This is a genomic window from Pseudoroseicyclus sp. H15 (assembly GCF_054353345.1).
The window spans coordinates 430261-454539 of record NZ_JBTHJE010000001.1 but is presented as its reverse complement, the minus strand read 5'-3'; the positions used below and the strand labels follow the sequence as shown (position 1 = coordinate 454539).

The window sequence follows — 24279 nt, the reverse complement described above, 5'->3', positions numbered from 1 at the left end:
GCCATGACCCGTTCCATCCTTGCTCCAGCCACCGCCCTGGCCTCGATCCTTGCCCTGCCGGCCTTTGCCGATGTCACGGCAGAGGATGTCTGGCTGAACATGACGCGCTCGGTCACGGCCTTGGGGATCGAGGTCAGCGCCACCCCGCAGCGTGACGGCGACGTGCTGAGTGTTGGGCAGGTCACCTATTCCTACGCGTTCCCCGAAGACGCCGGCCAGCTGGAGATCACCAGCGCGGGTCCGGAGCTGACGGAAGAAGGCGACGGCACGGTGACCGTGACCTATCCGGAAAGCTTCGCCATGATCCTCGATGGCGTCGCCACCATGGCTGACCCCTATTCCGAGGGTGACAACACTCTGAGCCTTCATGCCGCGCTGGATGTCACGCTCAAGCAGAGCGCCCTGGCCAGCGGTACGCCCGATGAGGTGACCTATGCGACGACCGGCTCTGGCCTGTCGCTGGTGCTCACCGAATTTTCGGCCGAGGAAGACGGCTACCCCACCATGCCGGGGGACGTGATGCCGACCTTCGAGATGTATCTCGATTACGACGAGCTGGTCGGCACTTCGACGATCTCGTCCACCGGCGGCGCCGTCGATGTGACATCGGACACCACGATGACCGGCCTCGTTCAGGATATGAGCTTCGGCGTGCCGGGTGAGGTCAGCATTCACTCCGTCGGCACTGTCGAAGAGGCGGGGGCGCAGGTGACCATGGCGCTGCCGGGCGGCGCGCCCGACCTTATGAACCTTTCCGACGCGCTGCGCCGCGGCCTCTCCATCGAGGTGACCTCGCGGGCGACGGGCACGCAATCGCAAACCATCACGACCGAAGAATACTCGGGCAGCGAGGTCAGCCAGTCGCAGAATGTCGGCCAGCAGACGAGCACGCTCACCTTCGATTCCGCCGGGCTGGTCGCCGATGTCGAGGCCGAGGATGTCAGCTTCAGCATGAGCGCGCCCGAGCTTGGCTTCCCGGTCGACGTGTCGTTCGCCGGTGGCACCCTGGGCCTGACCATCCCGGTCAACGCCTCTGAGGAGCCGCAGCTCGCGCGCTACGCCTTCCGCGTCGAAGAGCTGAACGGCAGCGAAGACCTGTGGGCGATGATCGACCCGGCCGGCAGCCTGCCGCATGAGCCGATCTCGTTCGGCATGGGGGCGACGGCGGAGCTGACGGTCAAGCAGGACCTGCTCGATTTCAACGGGCTGATGGAAGACAGCGAGTCGGGCGAGCTACCGGTCGACGTCAATTCGGTCGCCTTCGACAATCTCGACGTGCAGGCGCTCGGCGCCCAGCTCACCGGCTCTGGCAGCTTCCTGGTGGACCTCAGCCAGATGATCGCTGGTTTCGGCGAGCCCTCGCTGGAAGGGTCGGCCGATTTCAACCTGACGGGGCTGAACGCGGCGCTGAACACGCTCTCCTCCTCGGGCATGATCCCGGCAGAGGCGATCATGGGCGTGCGCATGAGCGTCGGCATGTTCGCCGAGGCTGCGGGCGAAGATGCGCTGACCTCGCATATCGAGGTGAAGCCTGACGGCACGATCCTGGCCAACGGTCAGCAAATCCGATGAGCGGCGCCGTCCCGACGCCGGGCGAAATCGCCGAAGCGCTGCTCGACGCCGCCCGTAAGGCCGGCGCCGAGAGCGCCGATGCGCTGGTGATCGAAGAGCGCTCGTCCGGCATCGACGTGCGGGCCGGCAAGCTGGAAGAGGCTGGCCGGTCGGAGAGCATGCAGCTGGGGCTGCGCGTCTTCATGGGGCGCCGCAGCGCCATCGCCTCGGCCTCCGACTCGCGGCCCGATGGCTTTGCCGGCCTCGCCGAGCGCGCCGTCGCCATGGCCCGTGAGGCGCCGGAAGACCCCTATGCCGGCCTCGCCGACCCCGGCCAGCTGGCCGAGGCGCGCGATGCCGCGGGGCTCGACCTTCTCGATCCGGCGGCAGAGCCGGACCCGGCGGCGCTGGAAGAGGCGGCCCGCGCCATGGAGGGCGCGGCCATGGCCGCGAACGGCATCTCGCAGGCCGAGGCTTCGGCCAATTGGGGCCGCAGCACGCTGCATCTGGCGGCGAGCAACGGATTTTCTGGCGGCTGGGCCAATACCATGTCGGCCATCTCCTGCACCGCCATTGCCGGCGAAGGGCTGGGGATGGAGCGCGACTACGATTACGACGCCCGCACCCATGCCGGCGATCTGCGCGGGCCGGAAGAGATCGGCGCCCGCGCCGCCGCCCGTGCGCTGAAGCGGCTGAAACCCCGCAAGCCGCCGACCGGCCATGCACCGGTGCTGTTCGATGAGCGCATCGCGGGAAGTCTGATCGGCCACCTGCTGCAGGCCATCAATGGCTCTGCCGTTGCGCGCGGCGCCTCGTGGGCGCGCGGGCTGATGGGGCAGGCTGTGCTGCCCGATGGCCTCGACCTCGTGGAAGAGCCGCACCGCCCCCGCATCGCCTCGTCGCGCCGCTTCGATGCCGAGGGCCTGCCCACGGCCGAGCGTGCGCTGGTGGAGAAGGGCGTGCTGCAGGGCTGGCTGCTCGACCTCGCCAATGCCCGCAAGCTGGGGCTGGAGAGCACCGCCAGCGCCGTGCGCGGCGCCCGCTCGGGCCCCTCGCCCAGCGCCGGCAACCTGCGGCTGACGCCGGGCAATGCCAGCCGCGACGAACTGATCGCGCAGATGGGCACGGGCCTGCTCGTGACCTCGCTCATCGGCTCGACGATCAACCCGAACACCGGCGATTACTCGCGCGGCGCCAGCGGCTTCTGGGTGGAGAATGGCGAGATCGCCTATCCGGTCTCGGAATGCACCATCGCGGGCAGCCTGCCCGAGATGCTGCGCCGCATCGTGCCCGCAAATGACGGGCGCGAGCATACGAGCCGGGTGATCCCCTCGCTGCTGATCGACCGGCTATCGATCGCCGGGGCCTGAGCCATAGGGCCGGGCGGCCCACCGGCGCTTGCCGGCCCGCCCGCCCGCGCCTAGGAATGCCGCGTCAACAACAGGAGCCCACATGCCCACCCAGCGTCTTCACCTGGTTTTCGGCGGCGAGCTTGTCGACCCGCAGAAAAACGTCTTCCGCGATGTCGAGAACATCCATCTCGTCGGCATGTTCCCCGACTACGCCAGCGCCTACAACGCCTGGAAGGGCGAGGCTCAGCGCACGGTCGATAACGCCCACATGCGCTACTACATCGCCCATATCCACCGCCTGCGCGACGAAGAGAACGCCGTCTCGCCCACCGAGGAGCTGGGCTGACCGCCCTGCCGGCCAAACCCCCTCTGTCGCTGCGGGCCTATCTGGCCCTGCGCCCTGCCCGGCCCGACCGGGCGGGTGAAGCAGCCGCCGAGCCGGCGGAGCGGCCCGAGGGCCCTCTGGTCTGGCTGCATGCCGAAGGGGCAGAGGCCGGCGAGGCGCTCGGCGCCTTTGCCGCGCATCTGGCGCAGCGGCCCGGCGCGCCGGCACTGCTGATCACGGGCGAGACGTCGAGCGCCGCCGGGATCTCGCGGCCCGCTCCCGCCGATAATGCCGCTGCGGGCCGAGCCCTGGTGGAAAGCTGGCGCCCGGGCGCGCTGGTCTGGTTCGGCCCGCCCGGCCGCCCTGCCCTTTTGTCCGCCGTGTCTCAGGCGGGTGTGCCGGCGCTGCTGGTACCTGCCGGGGCCAGGCTTGCCGGCGGGCGGCGGCGCTGGCTGCCGGGCCTGTCACGCGCCATCCTGTCGCTGTTCGACATGGTGCTCACTGAAGAGCGCGGGCAGGTTGCCGATCTGCTGCGCGCCGGCGCCAGAGAAGCGCATCCCGTTGGCGCCCTGGTGCCCAGCCCGCCCATCCTGCCCTGCAGCCGCGCCGAGCTGGAGGAAGTGTCAGAGGCCATCGGCCCCCGCCCCGCCTGGCTGGCCGCCGAGGCGCCGCTCGGCGAATTGCAGGCGCTGGTGCAGGCGCAGCGCCGCGCCACCCGCGCCACCCACCGGCTGCTGCTGGCCATCGTGCCCGCAGACCCGGGCGATGCCCCCGCCTTCGCCCGCGCCTTCCGCGCCGAAGGCCTGAGCGTCGCCGACAGGGCGGCGGGCGAAGAGCCGGGCGAGACGACAGAGGTCTGCCTCGCAGACGGGGTGTCCGATCTTGGCCTGTGGTACCGCATGGCCGCGCTCACCTATCTTGGCGGCACGATGAGCCGCGGCGGCGGGCGCCACCCGTTCGAGCCGGCGGCGATGGGCTCTGCGGTGCTGCACGGTATCCGCACCGAGCCGCATGACAGCGCCTACCGCCGCCTCGCCCGCGCCGGCGCCAGCCGGGTGGTGACCTCGGGGGAGGATCTAGGCGCCATGGTCGAGACGCTGCTGATGCCCGACAAGGCAGCGATGATGGCCCATGCCGCCTGGTCGGTCACCTCGCAGGGGGCCGAAGCGCTCGACCGCCTGGCCGAGCGGCTGATGGCGGTGCTGCCCGCCGAAGGGGAGGGCTGAGCCGATGCGACTGCCCGCGTATTGGCAGAACCCGCCGAAGCATCCCGGCTGGCAGGCGAGGGCCCTCGCCCCGCTCGGCCGGGCTTATGCCGCGGCGACGGCGCGGCGGCTGAGGGGCGGGCCGGGCTACCGCGCCAGCGTGCCGGTGATCTGCATCGGCAACCTCTCCGCCGGTGGCACCGGCAAGACGCCGACGCTCATTGCCCTGGCCGAGCGGCTGATCGCCCGGGGGCACCGGCCTCACGCCATCTCGCGCGGCCATGGCGGCAGCGAGGCCGGGCCGTTGACAGTGGCCGGCCAGAGCGCGGCGGAGGTGGGCGACGAGCCGCTCCTCCTCTCCGCCTTCCTCCCCACGCATATCGCGAGGGACAGGGCGGAGGCCGCGAAGCTGGCCGAGGCGGCGGGGGCCGATGTGATCCTGATGGATGACGGCTTCCAGAACCCCTCGGTCGTGCAGGACCTCGCCATCGTGGTGGCCGATGCCGGGCTGGGCTTCGGCAACGGGCGCTGCATCCCGGCGGGTCCGCTGCGCGAGCCCGTGGCGGCTGGCCTCGCCCGGGCCGATCTGCTGGTGACCATCGGGCCGGAGGAGGCGCAGGTGGCCTTCGCCGCGCGCTGGCCCCTGCCGGGCGAAGTGCCGCGGGTGAGGGGCGCGCTGGAGCCGCTGCCGACGGGCATGCCCTGGCCCGGCATCCGCGCGCTGGCCTTCGCGGGAATCGGGCATCCGGAGAAGTTCTTCGCCACCTTGCGCGCGCTCGGGACGGATCTGGTGGAGACGGTCGCGCTGGACGATCACCAGCCGTTCACCCCGGCGCTGCTGCAGCGGCTGGAGGCGCAGGCCAAGGCCGTGACGGCGCAGCTCGTGACGACAGAGAAAGACGCCGTGCGCCTGCCGCCCGAGATGCGCGCGAAGGTACTGACGCTGCCGGTGCGGCTGCGGATGCAGGACTGGGCGGAGGTGCATGCGGCGCTGGGTCGGCTCGGGCTCTGAGGGTGGCGGGGTTGACCCCGCCCGCCTATCTCAATGCCCCAAAAGCACATCGAACCCGCACGACGGGTGGTTGATGTCCTCGATGCCCGAATGCCGCTTCGCCTGGAAGGCGATCAGCTTCGTGTGGACGCAGGTGCCCACATACAGCCCCCTCGGCGTCGACTGCAGCGTCCGCAGGCCCGTCGAGGTGACCGAGCCGAAGCCGGCGTCGATGTCCTGCCGCCAGTCGATGCCGTCGGCACTCGACCAGAGCTGGTAGCCGCCCTGCAGCGGCTTGCCGCCGCCGTTGATCGCGTAGTCGAACGGCTCCCATTGGTGGGTGCCGAAATAGAGCCGGCCGTTGTGCTCGGCCATCGACCAGATCACCGAGTTGTAGGGATCGTTCATCCCCGGCCCGTAGCCGGAGAGCGGGATCTTCAGCCCGTCGGGCGTGATGCGCGGCTCGCCGAAGATCAGATCCCAGGTGCCGTCCTCATACACCCGCATCAGCTCGCCGGCGCAGGGGCCGATATCGTGCTCACGGTCATAGCCGAGGCCCGAGATGCCGGAGCCCACATAGAGATCGCCGCCGAACTCGCACATCGCCGAGGTCGAGAGGTTGAAATGATAGCGCCAGGCGCCCCGGTCGAGCACCTTTTCCCAAGTATAGGGCGCCTCGCCCTCGGCCCGGGTGCGGTAGAGCTGGAAGCCGGTCTTCTCGTTGGCAGTGCCGGCATAGAGCCAGCCATGCGCGGCGCAGAGCGAGAAGACGGCGGAGTTGGTCTCGTCGCCGAAGCCCTCGGTGCTGGCGAGCTGCCACTCCTTCGATGCCGGATCGTCGGAGACATAGACGAGTGAATTCGGCACGTAGTTGAGATCGGCATACTCGGCGCTGGTGGTGCCGGCGGGCGAGGTGAAGAGCTTGCCGTTGAAGGGCGTCAGCCCCCGGAACGACAGGTAGGTATCGTTGTCGATGCCCGGCTCGGTGACCGGCTCGAAGGTCTTGCCATCCTCGCTGCGCAGCACCAGCCCGCCCCAGACAGACATGACGCCGGCGTAGAGGCAGGGCTTGGGGTCGCTCTTGCCCTGAAAGACGGCCATCGAGCGCACACCGAACTCGCGGGCGATAGCCTCCGGCGGCGCCATGCGCTTGCCCATCTCGCCAGACCGGGCGGCGACGCGCTTCTGGCACTCCTCGGTCGCCTCCAGCAGGGGCGACTCGAACAGCACATCCCACTCGCCGGTCTCGGTGTTGTGAGTGAGGATGCGGGCGCGATCCTCGGGGCCGTTGCACTTGGGCGTGGTGGTCCCGAGGTAGAACTTGCCCTCGAACCAGCACATGGCGTGGGCCAGCGTGGCATCGGGTTTGCCAAGGCCGGCGCGGCCGACGAAGTGGAAGGGGTTGGTCTGCTCGTCCTTCATCGCGGCCTCACGCATAGCCGAACTGGCGCGCCAGCTTCAGGGTGTCCTTGCCGAAGGCGTCGCCGCCGCGCCATTCGGCGCCGTCTTCCAGCGGCGGCTCCTTGATCTTCTTCAGCCGGTCGAAATCGATCACCGGGTTCTTCAGGAAATTCGGGTCATTGCCGAACTTGGCGCTCGGCGGGCCCATGCATGCATAGGGCGAGGCCTCGGGATGCAGCATCGCCTCGATCGCCTCGGCATCGGTGCGGATGCCGAGCCACTCGCAGATCTGGCCAAGATAGAACTGCGGATCGCGCAGCAGCATCTCGGCCTTCACGCGCATGTACTGGCCCACCGAAAGCTGGTGCCAGAATTCCATGATGTTCTTCTGGGCGCGCAGCCAGCCCTGCTCCGGGTCCATCGAGCGGGTCTTCTGCGGCTGGCCGCCGCCATGCTCGCCCCGCAGCTGCTCGCGCAGCGCCATCGAGCTTTTGCCGGCCGTGCCCGGATGACGCGTCAGATGCAGGAAGCTGGCGTTGGGAAAGACCTCGAGCAGGTTGTTCAGATGCTCGATGCGGAAGTTGTTGAGCGGGCTCTTCTCGAGCATGATCTTGTCGCCGATCTGCTCCTGCAGATGCTCCCACATCTGCCGGGTCGTCCAGTGCCGCCGCTCCGACAGCCATTGCCGGGCCTCGACCACCGATTCCTCGGTCTGGTTGCCGCTGTGCAGCTCGGCCAGCAGGCGAAGGAGGCCGGCGAGACCGAAATCGAAAGGTCCCTGCAGGCGCTGCAGAAGCTGGCCCATCGTGTCGACGGCGGAGAGGTTCACCTCTGGCAGGCCGTAGATATCGGGATGCTGGCCGATCATGCCGCCGACCAGCGAGGTATAGGATCGCCCCGGGGCAATGATGAAGAGGGGATCGGGCATTTTGAAAATCTCAGCTTACAAATGAGCAGAGCCTGGCTAATCGGCCAAGTCTGCAAAAGACTTAGCCGCGGCGCTGCATCATAGCAACCTTGGCGCATCGCGGCGCGCGCTTGCCAGCCTCAAGGGCCAGCCCTAGGTTTCCCCTGCGGCGCTCTGGCCGCTCAGCCGAAAGGACAGGGCAGATGTCGACGATGTTCACCGGCCGCCGGATAGCCGTTCTCTCGGCACTTCTGGCCCTGCTTGCGGGAGCTGCCTGCTCACAGGGGCAGGGCGACGGGCCGATTCGCGAGGCCATCCGTGACAGGCTGAGGGGCGGCGACGAGGCCAATGTTCAGGCCGAAAGCGGCATGCAGCTCATCAACATCAGCCACGGCGGGCAGGAGCGCAGCTATTACGCCTCTGTGCCTCCGGGCGGCGGCAACGGGCTGCCGGTTGTCATGGTGTTCCACGGCGGCGAGGGCGACCCGACCGATGCGGCGGCAGCCTCGGGCCTGGGCGGCTCCGGCGCCGGTCGCAATTTCGTGGCGCTCTTCCCCAGCTCGGGCAACAGCCAGTGGAACGACGGCCGCAACGAGACGGCGAACGGGCGCGACGATGTGGGCTTCGCGCTTGCCGTGCTGTCCGACGCCGTGTCGCGCTTCGGTGTCGACCCCTCGCGCGCCTTTGCGGCGGGCGCCTCGAACGGTGGCCTGTTCACCGAGCGGCTGGCCTGCGAGGCGAGCGGCACCTTTGCCGCCTTCGCGGTAATCGCCGCCACCATGCCCGCCGATCTGGCCGAGCGCTGCCGGCCCGCGGCTCCGGTGCCGATGATCTTCTTCATGGGCACGGGCGACCGGCTGATGCCCTACGAGGGCGGCGAAATCGCCAGCATGCCGATGCTGGGCGTGGGCGTTGGCGGCACCGTCTACTCCGCCCAGCAGACGCAGGACTTCTGGGCGCGCCAGAACAGCTGCGGCAGCGGCCGGACAGAGCAGCTGCCCGACACCACCAACGACGGCACCACGGCCGAGGTGACGCGCTACGACTGCTCCGGCGGCGCAAACCTGACCTTCGTCACCATCGAGGGCGGCGGCCACAACTGGCCGGGCGCTACGGCCATGGCTGCGCGCCGTCTGTCGGGCACCGTCAGTCAGGACGTCGACGCGACCAGCCGGATGTTGGGCTTCTTCCAGCGCTACGGTCTTTGACCGCGCCGGCGCCCATCCTTGTTCTTGCGCCCGCCGGCACGCCGGGGGCGACCCTGGCGGCGGCGCTCGGCCAGGGGCCCGAAAGCTGGGGCCTGCCCGAGCTGCATCTCGAAGAGGCGACTCACGTTGACCATTGGCTGAGCTCGCTGACCGGCCCGCGCGCCGCGCTCAGCCACGGGTTGCTGCGGGCGCTCTGCGAATTGCTCGCCGGCGAGCAGAGCATGGCGGCGGTCGAGATGGCGCGGCGCTGGCTGATGCGGCGCATGGCGATGACGATGCCGGCGCTGGCGCAGGAGCTGCAGGCGATGATCGCGCCGCGGCGCATGGTCACCTCCGCCAGCATCGCGCTCTTCGATGAAGGCGCGCGCGAGCGGCTGCACGAGGCCTTTCCGCAGGCACGGCTGGTGGCGCTGCAGATGCATCCGCTCAACCACAGCGAGCGGCTGATGAGCCAGCAGAACGGGCTCGCCGGCTTTCTGCTGGGCGCGATCGACCGCAGCGGCGAGGCGCCTCGTCCCGACCCGCCGGCCCTGCTGCAGGCGGCGGAAGAGGGGCTGGAGGGGTGCCGGGCGCTTTGGGGCGACGACATCCTGACCTGCCGGGTGGAAGACCTCGCCCAATCGCCGGCGGCGGAACTTGAGCGCCTTGCTGAAGGCCTCGGCCTGCCGGCCGACGAGGCTGCAGTGGCGGCCATGTCGCATCCCGAAACTTCGCCCTTCACCGGGCCGGGGCCGCTCGGCGCGCATGTGCCGGGCGATATCGTGCCGCTGACCGCTCTGAAGGAGCAGCTTGCGCCGCGCGAACTGAGTCTCGATAGTCCCTCGGCTCAGCCCAACGGGATCGGGCTGCCCGACGATCTGCGCAATATCGCGGCAGCGCAGGGTTACGGCTGAGAGCGGCTCTTTGTCGCACGGGTGAGCGGGCTGTCACCGCCCAGCGCGACCGCGTCGTCGCCCGCATCTTCGAAGGCGGCGCTCACATCGGTGGCGCTTTCGGTGCCCGGAGCCGCGTCTCTTTCAAGCAGCTTGCCCAGCATCTCGCGCTCTTCCTCCATCATCCCAAGCAGCGAACGCAGCACCGTCACGCGGTAGTCGAGATCGCGCCAGCGCTCTTCCAGCGCCTCGGGCGGATCGCTGTAATCGGCGCCAAGCTGGCTGAGGTCGAGAAAGGTGGGGGCGGAGAGAAATTCCTGAACATGGCGCAGCCGCTCCTGACGCTGCGCCTGATCGCGCAGGGCCCGGCCGAGCGTGTGACGAAGCTCGTCATCCACCTTGCCGCCGCCAGAGACAGGCTCTGCCGTCACTTCCGGCCGGCCCTCCGCCTGCTCGCTCATGGTTCTACCTTCTCTTGCATCAGAAGACGTAGTGGACACCCCCGCCAAGAACAAGCCAGTGCCCGCGGCGGGCCGAGCCGATCCCCCGTCAAGGGGGGGAATACGCGCCTTGAGAGCCTGCGCTACACCGGTGAATTCTACGCCAAGAGCCGCGGCTTTACCCCACGGCGGGTTGCCTGAAAATGCCGCGACTGCTAAGTGCTGCCGGCGAGCTGGGTGGGCGTTCATATTTCGAACGGCTGGTGCTTGCCTATTATTCTGAACGATTTAGCGAGGCTGCTCGTGACCAAACGCGTTTTGATGATCGGCCTCGATGGAGCGACGTTCACACTGCTCCGGCCGCTCTCACAAGAAGGTTACCTGCCCTTCCTGACCAGCCTCATCCGCGGCGGCACCGCCGCCCATCTGATGAGCACGCGCAACCCGCTCACTCCCCCTGCCTGGACATCGATGACCACGGGCGTCAGCCCCGAGGCGCACGGGATCTACGACTTCCTGCGCCCCGTCTTTCTCGATGACGGTTCGGTCTACATGAACGTCAACGACCGGCGCGACAATCATGCCGAGAGCATTTTCGCCATGGTCAGCCGGCAGGACATGCGGGCGACCGCGCTGAACTTCTTCGGCTACTACCCGCCGCCCAAGAATGTGAACGGCCATGTCGCCGCCGGCTTCGTGCCGTGGAAGCATCTGCGCCAGGCCATGTCACCCGGGCTCTTCGACAAGCTGAAAGCCAGTGGCGAATACGACTGGAAGCACCTCGCGATGGACCACAGCGAGGAGAAGAAAGTCGTGCAGGGCATCGAGGCCGACGAGCGCGAGGCCTGGATCGACCTGCAGAACAAGCGCGACGCGGCCTGGACGACGGTGACCGTCAACATGATGACGGACGACCCGACCGAGCTGACCTGCGTGGTGCTCGACGGGCCCGACAAGATCCAACACCTGTTCTGGCGCTACCTCGACCCCGAATGTTACGCCGGCGAACCGGGCGAAGAGACCGACAAGATCACCGCGCTGTGCAAGGATTTCTACAGGCGGATGGATGATAACATTCGCCGGATGGTGGAAGCGGCAGGCCCCGAGACGAACGTGATCATTACGTCCGACCACGGCTTCGGCTCGACGACCGAGGTCGTCTACGTCAACGAGTGGCTGGCGCGGAAGGGCTATCTCAAGTGGTCCTCCGCCGCCGAGGCCGACAGCGGCAACAAGCTGACCGCCGACAAGCTGAAAGACCATCTCGGCATGGTCGACTGGCGCAATACGGCGGCCTTCTCGCCCACGCCCTCGTCGAACGCGATCTTCCTCAAGCCCGACACCGGCAACGGCATCGGCGTGACGCCCGACAATTACCTTGAGACCGTGCTGAAGCTGCAGAAAGAGCTGCTCGACTGGCGCGACCCGGTGAGCGGCGAGCAGGTATTCGTGCGGGCCGAGTTGAACAAGGCGCGCGGCACACCCTTTGTCGAGCCCTGCCCCGACATCACGCTCACCCTGCGCGACGGTGGCTTCGTCTCGATCCTCAATTCCGACGAGATCGTCGTGCAGCGTGAGCTGGCCGAGGGCACGCACCGGCCGGCGGGCATCTTCGTCGGCCACGGGCCGGCCTTCCGCAAGGGCGAGCAGATCGACGCGCTCGACCTGCTCGACATCACGCCGCTCATGCTCACGCTGCTGGGCCTGCAGGTGCCGCGAAACCTGGAAGGCCGCGTTCCGGTGGAAGCCCTCGAGTCGGGCATTACCGCCGTAAAAGGCGGCAGCACCCACGCGCCGGGCGGCGAAAGCGAAGGGTCGGGGGCCGATCAGCCGTCTGAGGAAGACAGGGAAGCCTTACTGCGCCAGATGAAGAAACTGGGGTATATGGATTGACGTAAAGGTAGGGCCCGCGCGCAATTGATGGCGCGGGCGTTCGGGAGTCTGGGTGATGCCGCAATTAGATTTGGCAGACCACACCATCAATTACGTATTGTCCGGCCCCGATATAAAAGCGGGGACGACCCCCGTTGCCCTGATCCACGGCCTTGGCGCCAACCTTGCCTTCTGGCGGCTCGGCGCCGTGCGCCACCTCGGCGAAGAACGCCCGCTCATCATGCATGACCTCAAGGGCCACGGCAGCAGCGGCATGCCGGTGGCGGGTTACCGGCTGGATCAGCTCGCCGGCGATCTCAACTGTTTGCTCGACAGCCTCGGCGCCGAGAAGGTGCATATCGTTGGCCACAGCCACGGCGCCCGCGTGGCGCTGACCTTCGCGCTCGACCATCCCGAGCGGGTGGCGAGCCTGACACTGGCCGACACCCAGATCTCCTTTCTGCAAAAGCCGATGCGGCTTGGCGAATGGCCGCATTGGCCCCGCTGGAAGGCCGATCTCATCGCGCAGGGGGTGACCACCTTTCCCGATGAGGATCGCGAGATCGATTTCTCGCTGCTGGCCGAGCTTGGGCCGCGCGGCGGCTCTGCCCTTGCCGGCGAAGGCCCCCTGCCCCGCAACGGCCCCCGCATGGCCCGCGCGGCCGGTGGCCCTGTGCGCCGGGCCGAGGCGATGTCGGCGGCGGCGAACGGCGGCCCCGTCGCGAACGGCGCGCGTATGGCCGAGGCCGGGCCCCGGGCGCCGGGCGGCATCAACCTGCGCAGCCGGCAGATGGGCACGCGCAGCGCCGCCAAGTGGAACAAGCTGCTCGAGGCGACCTCGGCCAAGCACGACTTTCACGATGAAACGGTCATCCGCCCCGAACGCTTCACGGCGCTGACGATGCCGGTGCTGCTGATGTACGGCGAGACGACGCATTGCCTGCCGACCTCCGACAAGCTCTTGGAGCTGCTGCCCCAGGCCCGCCGGGTGATCGTGCCCGGCGCCGGGCATTTCTTCCCCATCGTGAAGCCGCGCTTCTTTGCCCGAACCTTGCGCATGTTCCTGGCCGGGGTCGAGGCAGAGGACCCACCCCCAAGCTATGACCGCCGCCGCCTGGCCGCGCGCATGCACATGCCGGGCGCCCGCGGCCGCCGCGCGGCGCTGGCCGCCGCCGCAGCCCTGCGCAGAGACGCCTGAGCATGTGGCAAGGCCGCGTCAGCGTCGTCACGGGCGCAACCAGCGGGATCGGGCGCGCCATGGCGCTGGAGCTGGCGCGGCGGGGGTCTTCGATCATTGGCGTCGGGCGAGATGAGGGGCGGCTTGCCTCGCTGAAGGACGAGCTGGCCGCTGCCGGCGGCGCCGATCACGAGCTGCTGCAGCTCGACGTCGGATCGGAAGAGCAGATGGCGCAGCTCAAGACCGCCGTGGAAGCGCGCGGTCGGGCCGATCTGTGCGTCGCCTCCGCCGTGATGAAGACCTCCGGCTTTCCGCCCCGAACCAAGGATCTCTCCCTCGCCGAGTGGCAGGCGCAGATCGACGTGAACCTCTTTGGCGTCGTCCTCGCCAATCAGGCCGTGCTGCCCACCATGCTGGCGGCGGGCGAGGGGGAGATCGTCAATATGTCATCCTCGACCACGCCCAAGGGCCTGCGTGGTACACCGCTTGCCCCGGCCTATTGCGCCACGAAATTCGCCATCGCCGATCTCAGCCGTCAGATGGCGGAAGAGCTGGGGCCGGAGGGCATCAATGTGCGCGCGGTCTTCCCCGGCTCCATCGACACGCCGCTGATCGCCGACACGATGCTCGACGGCCCCTATGGCGGCAAGATGAGCGTGGAGAGCTTCGCCGCCGCGCTGATCGGGCTCATCGAGCTTGGCCGCGAGATGGCAGTGCCCGACCCGTATCTGCTGCCCGTGCCGCAAAAGAGGAAGGCGGGCCTGGCCCGCGCATGAGGAATGCAATGACCGAGACGACCGAAGGCCTGGCCGGCCGCGCCATTATCGTGACGGGCGCCGCCGGGGGCATCGGCGCCGCCGCCGCCCGCGCCGTCGCCGCCAAGGGCGCCCGGCTGCTGCTGGTGGACCTCAGCGAAGAGAAACTCGGCGCGCTGGCTGAAGAGATCAATGCCGGGCCGGGTGAGGCGAAGGTCTGCGCCGCCGATTGCACCAGCGAGGATGACATGGCCCGCATGGCAGAGACCTGCGTCGAGGCCTATGGCGGCATCGACGCGCTCATCGCCGCCGCCGGCATCCTTCGGGCCGGCGAGGGCATGAAGACGCTCGCCACCATGCCCTTCGCCGACTTCAAGAAGGTGATCGACGTCAATCTCACCGGCACCTTCCTCGCCAACCGCGCCGTGCTGGGGCCGATGCTGGCGGCGAAGCGGGGCGACATCGTCAACATCTCCTCGGTCTCCGGCAAGCAGGGCCGCGCCTTCGACAGCGCCTATTCCGCCAGCAAGTTTGCCATCATCGGCCTGTCGGAAAGCCTCGCCGAAGAGGTGCAGCGCGAGGGGGTGCGGGTGCAGACGCTGCTGCCCGATGCCGTCGATACCGGCCTGTGGGACCAGTCGGGCACCGCCGCGCTCAAGCCCCGCGCCATGCTGACGCCCGACAACGTGGGCGCCTTCATCACCTACCTGCTCGAGCTGCCACGCGACGCCTATCTGGTGAACCCCGTCGTCGCGCCCATCCCGCAGCGCCGCAAGCGCGGCAAGGGCTGAGCCATGGCGCCGATGCCCAGCCCCACGCCGCCGCGCGGCCTGTCGCTGCCGGAATTCCGGCGGATCGGCCATGGCGGCCTCGGCGACGGGCACAACAACTACGCGCATTCGATGGCGTGGTTCAAAGGGCGGCTCTATCTAGGCACCACCCGCTCGAACATGTGCATGCTGAAGATGCAGTCGAGCTATTCCGGCATGCCGCTGGAGGTCTGGCCGGTCGACTGCCCCGACACGATGGACGGGCTCTACAAGCTCGACCGACGCCCCCAGATCTGGGCCTACGATCCGGCGGCGGGCACCTGGGAGATGAAGCTGCGCGCCCCGATGATCGAGGGCACCGACGGCAACCCCGCCCCCCGCGAGATCGGCTACCGCTCGATGGCCGTCTTCAAGGCGCCCGGCGATGCGCAAGAGGCGCTCTATATCTCGTCGTGGTCGCCGGGCCGGAGCCATGGCGGGCTGATCCTGAAGAGCACCGACGGCGAGACCTTCGAGCCGATCACCCGTTACGGCATCACCGACCCGCCCTTCTCGACCACGCGGTCGCTGACCCCGTTCAAGGGCAAGATCCACTTCGCCCCCACAGCCCGGCGCGGCACCGATGGAAGCCAGCAGAATGCCACCGGCGATGCGGCGGTCTTCGCCGGTGACACGACCGATCCCGATGGCTGGGTGCTGGTCAACGAGCCGGGCTTCGGCGACCCGGGCAACCTCGGCGTGTTCACGCTGGCGACGGCGAACGGGCAGCTCTACGCCTCGACGCTCAACATCTCCGGCATGCAGCTCTGGGCGACGGATGGTGAGGGCGGGGTGCCGTACCGCTGGCGCAAGGTGTTCGACCAGGGCGCCGGGCGAGGGCCGCTCAACCAGGCGGCGGCCTCGATGATCGAGTTCGACGGGGCGCTCTATGTCGGCACCGGCATTCAGGGCGGCGGCATCGACCGGGTGAACAACATCGGCCCGGCGGCGGCCGAGATCATCCGCGTCTGGCCAGACGACAGCTACGACGTGGTCGTCGGCGACAAGACCGACGACGGGCGCGCACCGATCTCGGGCCTGCGCGCGGGCTTCGGCAACTTCTTCAACGGTTATCTCTGGGCGATGGGCGTGCACGAGGGCTGGCTTTATGCCGGCACCTTCGACTGGTCGATCAACCTGCGCTGGGCGCATCAGCGCGAGGCGCCGCCGGCCGTGCGCCGGCTGATCGAAGAGGTCGGGCCCGAGCGCATCATCGCCAACGAGGGCGGCGCCGATCTGTGGCGCAGCGCCGATGGCGAGAACTGGATGCCGGTGACGAAGCGGGGCTTCGGCAACGCCTACAACTGGGGCATCCGCAACCTCGTCTCGACGCCCTACGGGCTGTTCACCGGCACCGCGAATGTCTTCGGCCCCCGCGTGGCGGTGCGGGCCGAGGGCGGCGGCTGGGAGTATCAGGACAACCCCGATGGCGGGCTGGAGGTCTGGCTGGCCAACCATGCGCCCGTCGCCGCCGAGCCGGCCGAGCGCATCGAGGCCCCCGCGTGATCGCGCCCGGCCGCCGTCGCCCGCTGCAGGGCCGCGAGCCGCCGCCCGGGCTGCTGGCGCCCCGCATGGTCGACACGCCCGCCGGCCCCCGCGCCTTCTGCCTAAACTCCACCATCCGCCCCAAGCGCGATGCCGAGGCGCTGATCCTGGGCTTTCACGGCGGCGCCGGCGAGGCCCAGCGCTTCGCCGACCGTTCGGGCCTGGCCGATGGCTTTGCGGCGCTGGGGCAGAACGTCGTCTTCCCCCAGGCAGAGCCGCATTGGTCCGACGGGCGCCCGGCGCTGGAGAAGAACTGGGAGGGCGACAAGGCATTGGTGCAGGCCCTGCTCGCCCGCCACGGCGAGGCCATGGGCACCGACCGCCCCGTCTGGGCCGCCGCCGGTGGCTCCAACGGCGGCATGTTCTCGCTGCGGCTGGCCTGCGAGATGGACCCGCCCCCCCGCGCCGTGGCCGCCATCGTCGCCGCCATGCCCGAGGCCTATGCCAGCCGCGCCCCAAAAGGCCCGCCTGTGCCGCTGCTGATCGTGCAGGCGACCGAGGACAAGTTCATCCCCTGGGCCGGGGGCGAAGTGCCGCAGGTGCCCGGCATCTCGGTGCCCGGCCGCCTGCTTGGCGCCGATGACACCATAGCCTTCTGGCTCGAGCGCAACCGCTGCACCAGCACGCCCCGCCGTCTCGACGCGGCCATCGGCCAGATCGGGGTGGAGATCTACGCCTGGGACGGCGGCAGCGAGGGCGCCGACCTTTGGCGCGTGGTTCTGCGCGGCGCCGGCCACCGCCTGCTCGACCGTGATCCGGGCGCGAAGCTGACCGGCTCGCTGGAGGAGCTGATCGCCCGATTTGTGACATGGCATCTAGACCCGGGGCTTTTGACCGCCCCGGCCCATTGATCTGAGGATTTCATGCAAGACGTCGATTTGACTTACGAAAATTACGCGGCGGACCCCGATTACATCACGGCCAACCGCGCCTTCGTCGCCCGGCTCGATCTTGGCCCCGTCTCCCGCACCGCCGATCTGGCCTGCGGCACCGGGCTGATCACCCGGCTGCTGTTCGAGGCGAAGCCCGGCCTCGTCACCGCTGGGATCGACTACGACCCCGTGCAGATCGAGCTGGCGAGCCGCGACATCGCCGCCGACGGCATCCCCCTGATCGACAGCTTCGAGGACTGGGCCAGCGCCGAGCGGGGCGTGTGGCTGAACGCGGCCTCGGCGATGGAGCTGCCGTTCGAGGATGCCTCGATCGACCTCGTCACCATCGGTAACGCCATCCACATGATGCCCAACTACCGTGCCTTCGTGGCCGAGGTCGCCCGGGTGCTGAAGCCCGGCGGCCAGTTCGCCTTCAACTCCGTCTTCTACGCCGGCACCTTCGTGGAGGGCACCGAGCCGGTCTTCACCGAATGCATGAAAGAGGCGGTGATCGTACTCAACGAGATGCAGGCTGAGCGGCGCGAGCGCGGCGAGGAGAAGATCCCCCGCAAGCGCGGCACCCATGCGCGCGCTTTCTCCACCGAATGGTTGAGCGAGGGGGAATGGGGCGCGCTTGTCAGAGATGCAGGCTTCACCGTGGGCCAGAGCGGTCATCGCCAGATGCCGATCTCGCGCGCCGCGATGGAGGCGATCGGCGCCTATGGCGGCCTCGCCGAGGTGCTGATGAGCGGCTACCCGGTGGAGATTGCCAGCCAGTGCATGGCGCGGGGCATCAACCGCGCCTTCCGCAATCTCGGCATCACAGAGGTGCCGCGCAACTGGCTTGAGATCATCGCGACCCGCGATTAACCCATTCAGATTACTCAAGAGGATTTTAAAGATGAGTGACTCCGGCCGCGACGCCCTGAAGAAGGTCGTGATTTCCACGCTCGACGACGCCGTTCAGGATTGGGATCTGGATCTGGAGGAGCCGATTGAAGGCTCGACCACCCTGATCGACGATCTGGGCTTCGAATCCATCGATATCGTGCAGCTCTGCGTGGCTCTAGAAGAGGCGCTAGAAAAGAAGGGCCTGCCGTTCGAGCAGCTCTTCATCCAGGACGGCGCCTATGTGAGCGACGTCACCGTCGACCAGATCACCGATTTCCTGGCCGCCGAACTGAACCGCGCCTGAACCCTGCTCTTGCAGCCGGCGTCACCCGCCGGCTGCGCGCCCTCCCCTCATCAGGGGATCCAGCTCCACACTTCGACCTGGAAGAAGCGTCGGAAGCTGCGCAGATACGCCTCCCACACCCGCATCCGCTCGGCCTCGATCTTGGCATAGCCCGTCATGCCCGAGCGGAGAAATTCGTCGGGATTCTCGAAGGTAGCATCGACCCGCACGACAGAGCCGAAGCCCTCTTCCATCGCCGCCGGCGCGATGGAGCGGACCTCGCCGATGATCTCTTCATCCGCATGTCCCACGGCCCGCAGGGTGACCCTGGCGCCAGGCTCGATCAGGGCGATGTCACTCTCCGGCACCGAGATAGCGGCGTTGACGACGTCGGAATTCTCGATCTCCAGCAGTACCTCGCCGACCCGCAGGAAGGCGCCGTTCTTCAGGCTGAGGCCCGGCGTGATGACGCGGCCGTCCATCGGGGCGGTGATGCGGGTGCGCTCCAGCTCGTCGCGGCGGAATTGCAGCTCGCGGGTCAGCCGCTCGACCTCGGCCTCGGCGATGTCGATCTCGTCGGCGGTCGCGCCACTTTCCACCAGATCGAGCTGGGCGCGGGCGACCTCCAGCGTCGCGAGATCGTTCTCGTAATCGGTCTGCGCCCGGTCATAGGCCTGCTGGCTGACGGTGCCCGAGGCGAGCAGCTCGCGGTTGCGCTCGGCCTCGGCGCTCGAGAAGGCGGTGGCGCTTTCGGCGCGCTCCAGCTCGCGGCGGGCCAGCTCGATCTCTTCGGGTTTGGCGCCGCTTTGCAGGCGCTGAAGGCTGGCGCGGGCGCCGTCGAGCATCGATTCCGTCACCGCGACCTCGCGGGCCTGGTTCCAGGATGACAACTCGGCCAGCACATCGCCGCGTTGCACCACATCGCCCTCTGCCACGTCGATCTGCAGGATCTCGCCGTCGCTGCGCGCCACGGCCTGGCCGCGGGCAGAGGGCAGGATCTCCACCGGCCCGCCGGCCTGGTACTCGTAAGGCAGGAATGCCACGGCCACGAGGCCGGCAATGAGCAGCGCCCAGATGACGCGGGCGGTGCCCGAAGCCTCGCCCCGCTCGCCGGCAGGGCGCGGGTCAACAACGCGGCCAAGGGCGGGGTCGCCCTGCTCGGCCGCGGCGAAGGCGGCCATGCCGCCGCCCTGCAATCGCGCCATGCGCCGCCCGATAGTAGCTTTCAGCAGCGCCGCCCAGACGAGGAAGGCCACAACGATGCCGAGGAAAATCGACACGCCGAAGCCGCCAAGCTGGGCGCCCAGCCCGATCGCCAGGAAGTAGCCCGCCGCGCCGATGAGCGCGACCAGCGAGATCACCATGCCGATGCCGAACATCGCCAGCGGCCACACGCTGGGGCTTTGGAAATTCGGCGGCAGTGGCCGCCCGAACAGCACATGGCGAAGCGCGGCGAGGGATTTCGAGGTGATGCGCGGCTCTCCCAGATACACGCCCAGCCAGCGCTGCCCGTCGATAGGCAGCAGCGGGAAGGCGGTAAGCACGAAGATTACCAGCCCGAATTGCGCGATCAGCAGCATCAGATGCGGCAGCCAGGTGCCGCTCTCCCGGCTGATCGCCCAGCCGAGCGTGCCGAAGCCGAACAGCCCGAGCCGCAGCATCAAGGGCGCGCCGCTGGCCCAGAGCTGGCCTCGCCTGTCCATCCGCGCGATGGCGGAGCGGTCGATGTAGAAGCGCGGCAGGATGCCGAAGAGCAGCATCAGCCCGAAATCGTTCACCTTGCCGCCATGCGCCAGGATGGCCACGCCCTGTGCGAGCCGGCTGGTGAGGTTGGCCGCGAAGAGCGAGATCACCATCAGCGTGAGCGTGCTGGAGGAATTGAGGATCACCGCATGGTCGAGCAGCAGCGCCTCCCAGTTCTGGAAGAGCGTGAGCCCAGCCAGCACGACCAGCGGAACGACAGCCCACATCAGGAACTTCAGCGGATAGAAGAGGACGTAGAGCGTCCGTAGCAGCCATGTGGGGTTGAAGAGCTTCAGCGAGGCGGGGCGCGCATTGGCCGGGTCGGCGGCCCCGGCGGCAGCGCGGCCACCGCCGCCCATGCCCATGCCGCCCATCCCGCCGCCAAGGGCGCCTGCCATGCCGCCGCCGCCCATCGCACCGGCGCCGCCGCCCTGACGGGCGGCCAGCATCTGCATGATGCGCTCACGGTTGGCGCCACCACCGGCCCCGCCGCCCATGCCAGCGCCACCCATACCGCCGCCTCCGCCGGCGCGGCCACGGGGGCCGCCCAGGCCGAAGCCGGCGAAATCGTCGTCGTCATCGTCATTCTCGCCATCGTCGGTGAGGTCGAACAGCCCGCCTCCGCCGCTCGGGCGGCGGAGGTTGCCGGCGATGGCCATCAGCGGGTCGGGTCGCTCTTCCGCCTCCGGCTCGGCGGGGGCCTCATCTTTCGGCGGCTCGGGCGGAGGCGGAGCCGCCGCCTCTTCCGCTGCCTGCTTCTCGCGCCGCTCCTTCTGCTCGCGCAGCTTGGCGCGGCGGGCGGCGAGGCGGGCGGCCGGGGTCTCGGGTTCTGCCTCCTCCGTCGCGGCCGGCACCGGGGCGGCGGGGCGGGAGCGCAGAGTCGCGGCGGGCTTGCTGGCCGCGGGGCCTTTTGCGCCCGGCTTCAGCGGGGCCCTGGCTGCGAGCCGTGCGGCAATACGCGGGCGGGCGGGGGCAGACTCGTTGGTCGCCTGCGGGTCTTCGGGGAACGTCTCTTGAGGCGCCGATTCCGTGGCATCATTCCGCTCCTGCGGCGGATCGGGCAGCACAGGCTCCGGCTTGGCCGCCTCACGCGCAACCTCCGCCTCTTCCTCCGCCGCCTTGGCCGCATCGGCCTGGCGCTTCTCCGCCGCCATCCGCTCTGTCAGGCGCGGGCGCGGCGTACCCTCGGCAGGCGAAGCGGGCTTCGCAGCAGGAGCAGTGGCCTTTCCGGCCGCGCGCCGGCGCTGCTGGGCGAGGCGCGCGATCCGCGGCCTCTCCTCCTCCGCCTTCGGCTCGGGGGGGGCCGGCGCCACGAGCGGCTCTCTTCGGCGACCCCCGCCCGCGGCCCGGCGGCGCAGGGGCACGGCAGCGCGCGTCTCCTCCTGCTCTCCCGCCGGCACGCGAAGCTGGCCGAGGATCTGCAGGCGGCGGAAGAAGGCGGCGACCTCGCTCTCTTCGACAGGGGTGCCGAAGCGGGCCGAGGCGCGGGAGGCGAGCGTAGCGATGTCGGCCTGGCCGTTGGCCGACTGGCAGAGGAACAGCTCGGTTTCGGAGAGCGCGTAATCCTTGCCCTTGATGGGGTCGGTCAGAACCCGCCGGCCCTCGCCCCCGCGGGGCGGAGACGAAAGCCGCAGCCCCTCGCGCAGATGGGGGCGGTGCCAGGCGGCTGTAGCTTCTGATTTCTTGGGCTCGCCGGCCTCTGCCATTGCATACTCCACCGCAGGGCGGCAAAACGGAGACATCCGGCGGAAATACGGGTGCCGGGACAGCCAAAGAAATAAGCCTCGGCAGACCTGTGAGCAAGCTGCGGCGGGAACTTGGCTGTGAACTGGGGTAATGCGGCATCGCGGCAACGCTGTCTTTCGGAAGGTGCGAGCCATGAAGATCAGCGCGGTCGTCGGCGTGAAGGACGAAGCCGCACTGCTGGCCGTCACCATCCAGGTGCTGCTGCGCGCGGGCGTCGCAAGCGTCGATATCCTCGATGACGGCTCGCAGGATGGCACCCTCGCCGTGGCCGCCAGCCTGGCGAGCAGCGACAGCCGGGTTCGCCTGATCGATAGCCTGCCCAGCTACGAGAACCTTCTATCGATGCAGGGCCCGCTCTTCGGCCCGATCCTGGCCCGCGAACAGCCCGACCGGGTGCTCTTCACCGATGCCGACGAGGCCTGGCTCGCGCAGGGGCCGCTGAGCGAATCTGCCTTCCTCGCCGCGCATGAGCTTGTCTCGGTGCCACGCTACAATGCAGCGCCTGGTCCAGGCGGGATCGAGGAAACCGGGCTCGACGATGAGGCTTTGCGCCACCTGCCGCTGATCACCGCCCGCCGCCACCTGGAGCGCGAGGAGCTGGAGGCCGACAGCAGCCTGCGCTGGGTCGAGCATCTGCTACCGCCGAAGGTGATCGCCGACCCCAAAACCGTCGCCACCCTGTCGATGGGCGGCCATCGCGGCGTGGCCCGCGAGGGGCGCACCCTCACATCCGGCACGGCGCCCGACGTGCTGATCGCGCATCTGCCCTTCACCAGCTACGCCCGCTTTTCCCGCAAGATCGACAATGCCGCCGCCATGATGGAGGGCGTCGACGAGGCGAGCCTCGGCAAGGCGGGCTGGCACTGGCGGCACTGGATCGCCCTCAAGCGCGCCGGCCGGCTGGAGGAGGAATTCGCCCGCCAGTGCTATGACGCGGGCGACCGGGCCGCGGCCCTGGCCAACGGGGCCTTCCGCACGGCAGAAGACATTCTGGCGGGCGGCTGATGCGCGTCGCCATCATGCAGCCCTACCTCTACCCTTACATGAACTACTTCCGGCTCATCGACCGCGTCGATCTGTTCATCCTGTTCGATTGCGTCCAGTTCCCGCGCCGGGGCCGGGTGCATCGCGCGCCGCTCTCCACCGGCGGCTGGCTCACGCTGCCGCTGGCCAAGCAGCCGCGCGAGGTGCTGATCCGCGATCTCGCCCTCTCTGCCAGCCGCGATGCCGACTGGGCCGAACGGCTCGGCACCGTCCCCGGCCTCTCCGGCGAGATGGCGGAGGAGCTGGCGCCGCCCCTGCCCGAGCCGGCGCTGCCCTGGCTGGAGGCACGGCTGCGCGGCGCCTGCGACAGGCTGGGCATCACCACGCCCTTCGCCCACTCATCGAGCTACGCCATCCCGGCAGAGCTGCGCGCGCAGGACAGGGTGCTGGCTGTGGCCCGCGCCGCCGGGGCCACGCGCTATCTCAACCTGCCGGGCGGGCGGGCACTTTACGATCCCGCCACCTTTGCCGATGCCGGCATCGCGCTCGAATTTCTGGATGATTACCCCGGCCCGTGGTTTCACATGCTGGAGGCGCTGGCGCGCGAGCCGGCCGAGCTGCTGAGGGACGATCTGTGACGGATGAGGCCAAGAGCCCCGCGGCGCTGGCGCGATATTACGACAGCGCCCTCGCCGAACATGGCGACACCGCCCAGGGTGCCGGCTGGCCCAACGAGGCCGACAGGCAGACCCGATTCAAAGTGATGGCGGGGCTGGCGCCCCCGGGGCAGCTGGGGCGCCTGTGCGATCTCGCCTGCGGCACCGGCCAGTTTCTATGCCATCTTACCGCCGCCGGCACGCCGCCCGACAGCTACCTCGGGCTCGACATCTCGGCCGCCGTCATCGCCCGCGCCCGGCAGAACCACCCCGGCGCCCGCTTCGAGCAGCGCGATCTGCTGGCCGACCCGCCGGCGGAGCGCTTCGACCATGTGGTCGCCAACGGCCTCTTCACCGTGAAGGACGCGCTGAGCCAGGACGAGATGTGGGCCTTCATGGAGCGCATGGTCACAGCCATGTGGGCGCTCGCCGACCGGGGAATCGCTTTCAACGTAATGTCCGATGTGGTGGACTGGCGGAGGGACGATCTGTTTCACGTCCCAACCGACAAGCTGCTCGCCTTTCTCTACAGGCTCGCCGGGCGTCGGGTGGTCATCCGGGCGGATTACGGGCTCTACGAGTATACCGCCTATGTCCTGAGACCATCCGTTTCCGGTTAGCCATCAGTTTTCCTAGCCGGACGAAGCCGGGTTCGCTAAGCTGCGGTATATTTTGAACCAAATTTACCTAGTGC

The 24279-nt window shown here is 68.9% G+C and carries 22 protein-coding genes; 18 read left to right on the top strand and 4 right to left on the bottom strand.

The features are described from left to right. Positions 1 to 3: 3 nt before the first annotated feature. The 5 genes from ACXN5S_RS02045 to lpxK all read left to right on the top strand — a co-directional run bounded on the left by ACXN5S_RS02045 (position 4) and on the right by lpxK (position 5445). The gene (locus ACXN5S_RS02045; protein ID WP_458603718.1) at positions 4 to 1572 is read left to right on the top strand and encodes a DUF2125 domain-containing protein; all 1569 of its coding nucleotides are present in this window, start codon (positions 4 to 6) and stop codon (positions 1570 to 1572) included. Next, a complete protein-coding gene (locus tag ACXN5S_RS02040; RefSeq protein ID WP_458603717.1) occupies positions 1569 to 2921 on the top strand; it encodes a TldD/PmbA family protein in 1353 nt (450 codons plus the stop codon). The genes ACXN5S_RS02045 and ACXN5S_RS02040 overlap by 4 nt, the downstream gene beginning before the upstream one ends. An 82-nt stretch (positions 2922 to 3003) precedes the next feature. Then, positions 3004 to 3249 carry a DUF4170 domain-containing protein gene (locus ACXN5S_RS02035; RefSeq protein WP_458603716.1) on the top strand — a complete coding sequence of 82 codons (246 nt, stop codon included), beginning with the start codon at positions 3004 to 3006 and terminating at the stop codon, positions 3247 to 3249. After that, positions 3246 to 4454 carry a 3-deoxy-D-manno-octulosonic acid transferase gene (locus ACXN5S_RS02030; protein ID WP_458604070.1) on the top strand — a complete coding sequence of 403 codons (1209 nt, stop codon included), beginning with the start codon at positions 3246 to 3248 and terminating at the stop codon, positions 4452 to 4454. The genes ACXN5S_RS02035 and ACXN5S_RS02030 overlap by 4 nt, the downstream gene beginning before the upstream one ends. A 4-nt stretch (positions 4455 to 4458) precedes the next feature. Beyond that, complete coding sequence (gene lpxK / locus ACXN5S_RS02025; RefSeq protein ID WP_458603715.1) at positions 4459 to 5445, top strand: tetraacyldisaccharide 4'-kinase; 987 nt, start codon at positions 4459 to 4461, stop codon at positions 5443 to 5445. 30 nt (positions 5446 to 5475) lie between these two features. Here lpxK and ACXN5S_RS02020 read toward each other — a convergent pair whose 3' ends face one another. Continuing rightward, positions 5476 to 6861: a hypothetical protein gene (locus tag ACXN5S_RS02020; protein ID WP_458603714.1), complete on the bottom strand. Its 1386-nt coding sequence runs from the start codon at positions 6859 to 6861 to the stop codon at positions 5476 to 5478. After that, on the bottom strand, positions 6854 to 7753 hold the full coding sequence (locus tag ACXN5S_RS02015) for a sulfotransferase family protein (RefSeq protein ID WP_458603713.1): 900 nt from the start codon (positions 7751 to 7753) through the stop codon (positions 6854 to 6856). The genes ACXN5S_RS02020 and ACXN5S_RS02015 overlap by 8 nt, the downstream gene beginning before the upstream one ends. 182 nt (positions 7754 to 7935) lie before the next feature. On the opposite strand from ACXN5S_RS02015, the gene ACXN5S_RS02010 reads away from it, so the two are divergent. Further along, the gene (locus ACXN5S_RS02010) at positions 7936 to 8940 is read left to right on the top strand and encodes a CE1 family esterase (RefSeq protein WP_458603712.1); all 1005 of its coding nucleotides are present in this window, start codon (positions 7936 to 7938) and stop codon (positions 8938 to 8940) included. Further along, entirely contained in the window at positions 8937 to 9833 is an 897-nt protein-coding gene (locus tag ACXN5S_RS02005) for a hypothetical protein (protein ID WP_458603711.1), read from the top strand. The genes ACXN5S_RS02010 and ACXN5S_RS02005 overlap by 4 nt, the downstream gene beginning before the upstream one ends. Here ACXN5S_RS02005 and ACXN5S_RS02000 read toward each other — a convergent pair. Beyond that, positions 9824 to 10273 (bottom strand): hypothetical protein, encoded by a 450-nt coding sequence (locus tag ACXN5S_RS02000; RefSeq protein WP_458603710.1) that lies wholly within the window; start codon positions 10271 to 10273, stop codon positions 9824 to 9826. The genes ACXN5S_RS02005 and ACXN5S_RS02000 overlap by 10 nt on opposite strands. Positions 10274 to 10555: 282 nt before the next feature. Between ACXN5S_RS02000 and ACXN5S_RS01995 the strand changes: the two genes are divergently transcribed. Genes ACXN5S_RS01995 through ACXN5S_RS01960 form a run of 8 tightly spaced genes read left to right on the top strand, consistent with a single transcriptional unit; the run spans position 10556 to position 18477 of the window. Then, the gene (locus ACXN5S_RS01995) at positions 10556 to 12145 is read left to right on the top strand and encodes an alkaline phosphatase family protein (protein WP_458603709.1); all 1590 of its coding nucleotides are present in this window, start codon (positions 10556 to 10558) and stop codon (positions 12143 to 12145) included. A 55-nt stretch (positions 12146 to 12200) separates the two neighbouring features. Then, positions 12201 to 13322, top strand: a complete 1122-nt coding sequence (locus tag ACXN5S_RS01990) for an alpha/beta fold hydrolase (RefSeq protein WP_458603708.1) — start codon at positions 12201 to 12203, stop codon at positions 13320 to 13322. Between the two features lie 2 nt (positions 13323 to 13324). Beyond that, a complete protein-coding gene (locus tag ACXN5S_RS01985; protein WP_458603707.1) occupies positions 13325 to 14077 on the top strand; it encodes an SDR family NAD(P)-dependent oxidoreductase in 753 nt (250 codons plus the stop codon). 8 nt (positions 14078 to 14085) lie between these two features. Continuing rightward, positions 14086 to 14847, top strand: a complete 762-nt coding sequence (locus ACXN5S_RS01980; protein ID WP_458603706.1) for an SDR family oxidoreductase — start codon at positions 14086 to 14088, stop codon at positions 14845 to 14847. 3 nt (positions 14848 to 14850) lie between these two features. Then, on the top strand, positions 14851 to 16371 hold the full coding sequence (locus ACXN5S_RS01975) for a hypothetical protein (RefSeq protein WP_458603705.1): 1521 nt from the start codon (positions 14851 to 14853) through the stop codon (positions 16369 to 16371). Further along, entirely contained in the window at positions 16368 to 17261 is an 894-nt protein-coding gene (locus ACXN5S_RS01970; protein ID WP_458603704.1) for a CE1 family esterase, read from the top strand. The genes ACXN5S_RS01975 and ACXN5S_RS01970 overlap by 4 nt, the downstream gene beginning before the upstream one ends. A gap of 12 nt (positions 17262 to 17273) precedes the next feature. Further along, positions 17274 to 18152, top strand: a complete 879-nt coding sequence (locus ACXN5S_RS01965; RefSeq protein WP_458603703.1) for a class I SAM-dependent methyltransferase — start codon at positions 17274 to 17276, stop codon at positions 18150 to 18152. Positions 18153 to 18183: 31 nt separating this feature from the next. Beyond that, a complete protein-coding gene (locus ACXN5S_RS01960; protein ID WP_458603702.1) occupies positions 18184 to 18477 on the top strand; it encodes an acyl carrier protein in 294 nt (97 codons plus the stop codon). A 50-nt stretch (positions 18478 to 18527) separates the two neighbouring features. On the opposite strand, the gene ACXN5S_RS01955 is transcribed toward ACXN5S_RS01960, so the two are convergent. Beyond that, positions 18528 to 21905, bottom strand: a complete 3378-nt coding sequence (locus tag ACXN5S_RS01955; protein ID WP_458603701.1) for an HlyD family secretion protein — start codon at positions 21903 to 21905, stop codon at positions 18528 to 18530. A 172-nt stretch (positions 21906 to 22077) separates the two neighbouring features. On the opposite strand from ACXN5S_RS01955, the gene ACXN5S_RS01950 reads away from it, so the two are divergent. From ACXN5S_RS01950 to ACXN5S_RS01940, 3 genes are read left to right on the top strand one after another with little or no spacing between them, the layout of a single operon-like run. After that, positions 22078 to 22950: a hypothetical protein gene (locus tag ACXN5S_RS01950; protein WP_458603700.1), complete on the top strand. Its 873-nt coding sequence runs from the start codon at positions 22078 to 22080 to the stop codon at positions 22948 to 22950. After that, entirely contained in the window at positions 22950 to 23567 is a 618-nt protein-coding gene (locus tag ACXN5S_RS01945; protein ID WP_458603699.1) for a WbqC family protein, read from the top strand. Before ACXN5S_RS01950 ends, ACXN5S_RS01945 begins: the two co-directional genes overlap by 1 nt. After that, positions 23564 to 24205, top strand: coding sequence for a class I SAM-dependent methyltransferase (locus tag ACXN5S_RS01940; RefSeq protein ID WP_458603698.1), 642 nt, complete (start codon positions 23564 to 23566; stop codon positions 24203 to 24205). The genes ACXN5S_RS01945 and ACXN5S_RS01940 overlap by 4 nt, the downstream gene beginning before the upstream one ends. Positions 24206 to 24279 lie beyond the last annotated feature (74 nt).

Excerpts from the sequence above, each read along its gene's own strand:
- ACXN5S_RS02000 (WP_458603710.1), bottom strand. The coding sequence starts at position 10,273 with ATGAGCGAGCAGGCGGAGGGCCGGCCGGAAGTGACGGCAGAGCCTGTC.
- ACXN5S_RS01945 (WP_458603699.1), top strand. The coding sequence starts at position 22,950 with ATGCGCGTCGCCATCATGCAGCCCTACCTCTACCCTTACATGAACTAC.
- ACXN5S_RS02015 (WP_458603713.1), bottom strand. The coding sequence starts at position 7,753 with ATGCCCGATCCCCTCTTCATCATTGCCCCGGGGCGATCCTATACCTCG.
- ACXN5S_RS02045 (WP_458603718.1), top strand. The coding sequence starts at position 4 with ATGACCCGTTCCATCCTTGCTCCAGCCACCGCCCTGGCCTCGATCCTT.
- ACXN5S_RS01990 (WP_458603708.1), top strand. The coding sequence starts at position 12,201 with ATGCCGCAATTAGATTTGGCAGACCACACCATCAATTACGTATTGTCC.
- ACXN5S_RS02020 (WP_458603714.1), bottom strand. The coding sequence starts at position 6,861 with ATGCGTGAGGCCGCGATGAAGGACGAGCAGACCAACCCCTTCCACTTC.
- ACXN5S_RS01960 (WP_458603702.1), top strand. The coding sequence starts at position 18,184 with ATGAGTGACTCCGGCCGCGACGCCCTGAAGAAGGTCGTGATTTCCACG.
- ACXN5S_RS01980 (WP_458603706.1), top strand. The coding sequence starts at position 14,086 with ATGACCGAGACGACCGAAGGCCTGGCCGGCCGCGCCATTATCGTGACG.
- ACXN5S_RS01975 (WP_458603705.1), top strand. The coding sequence starts at position 14,851 with ATGGCGCCGATGCCCAGCCCCACGCCGCCGCGCGGCCTGTCGCTGCCG.
- ACXN5S_RS01955 (WP_458603701.1), bottom strand. The coding sequence starts at position 21,905 with ATGGCAGAGGCCGGCGAGCCCAAGAAATCAGAAGCTACAGCCGCCTGG.
- ACXN5S_RS01950 (WP_458603700.1), top strand. The coding sequence starts at position 22,078 with ATGAAGATCAGCGCGGTCGTCGGCGTGAAGGACGAAGCCGCACTGCTG.
- lpxK (WP_458603715.1), top strand. The coding sequence starts at position 4,459 with ATGCGACTGCCCGCGTATTGGCAGAACCCGCCGAAGCATCCCGGCTGG.
- ACXN5S_RS02010 (WP_458603712.1), top strand. The coding sequence starts at position 7,936 with ATGTCGACGATGTTCACCGGCCGCCGGATAGCCGTTCTCTCGGCACTT.
- ACXN5S_RS01985 (WP_458603707.1), top strand. The coding sequence starts at position 13,325 with ATGTGGCAAGGCCGCGTCAGCGTCGTCACGGGCGCAACCAGCGGGATC.
- ACXN5S_RS02035 (WP_458603716.1), top strand. The coding sequence starts at position 3,004 with ATGCCCACCCAGCGTCTTCACCTGGTTTTCGGCGGCGAGCTTGTCGAC.
- ACXN5S_RS02040 (WP_458603717.1), top strand. The coding sequence starts at position 1,569 with ATGAGCGGCGCCGTCCCGACGCCGGGCGAAATCGCCGAAGCGCTGCTC.
- ACXN5S_RS01965 (WP_458603703.1), top strand. The coding sequence starts at position 17,274 with ATGCAAGACGTCGATTTGACTTACGAAAATTACGCGGCGGACCCCGAT.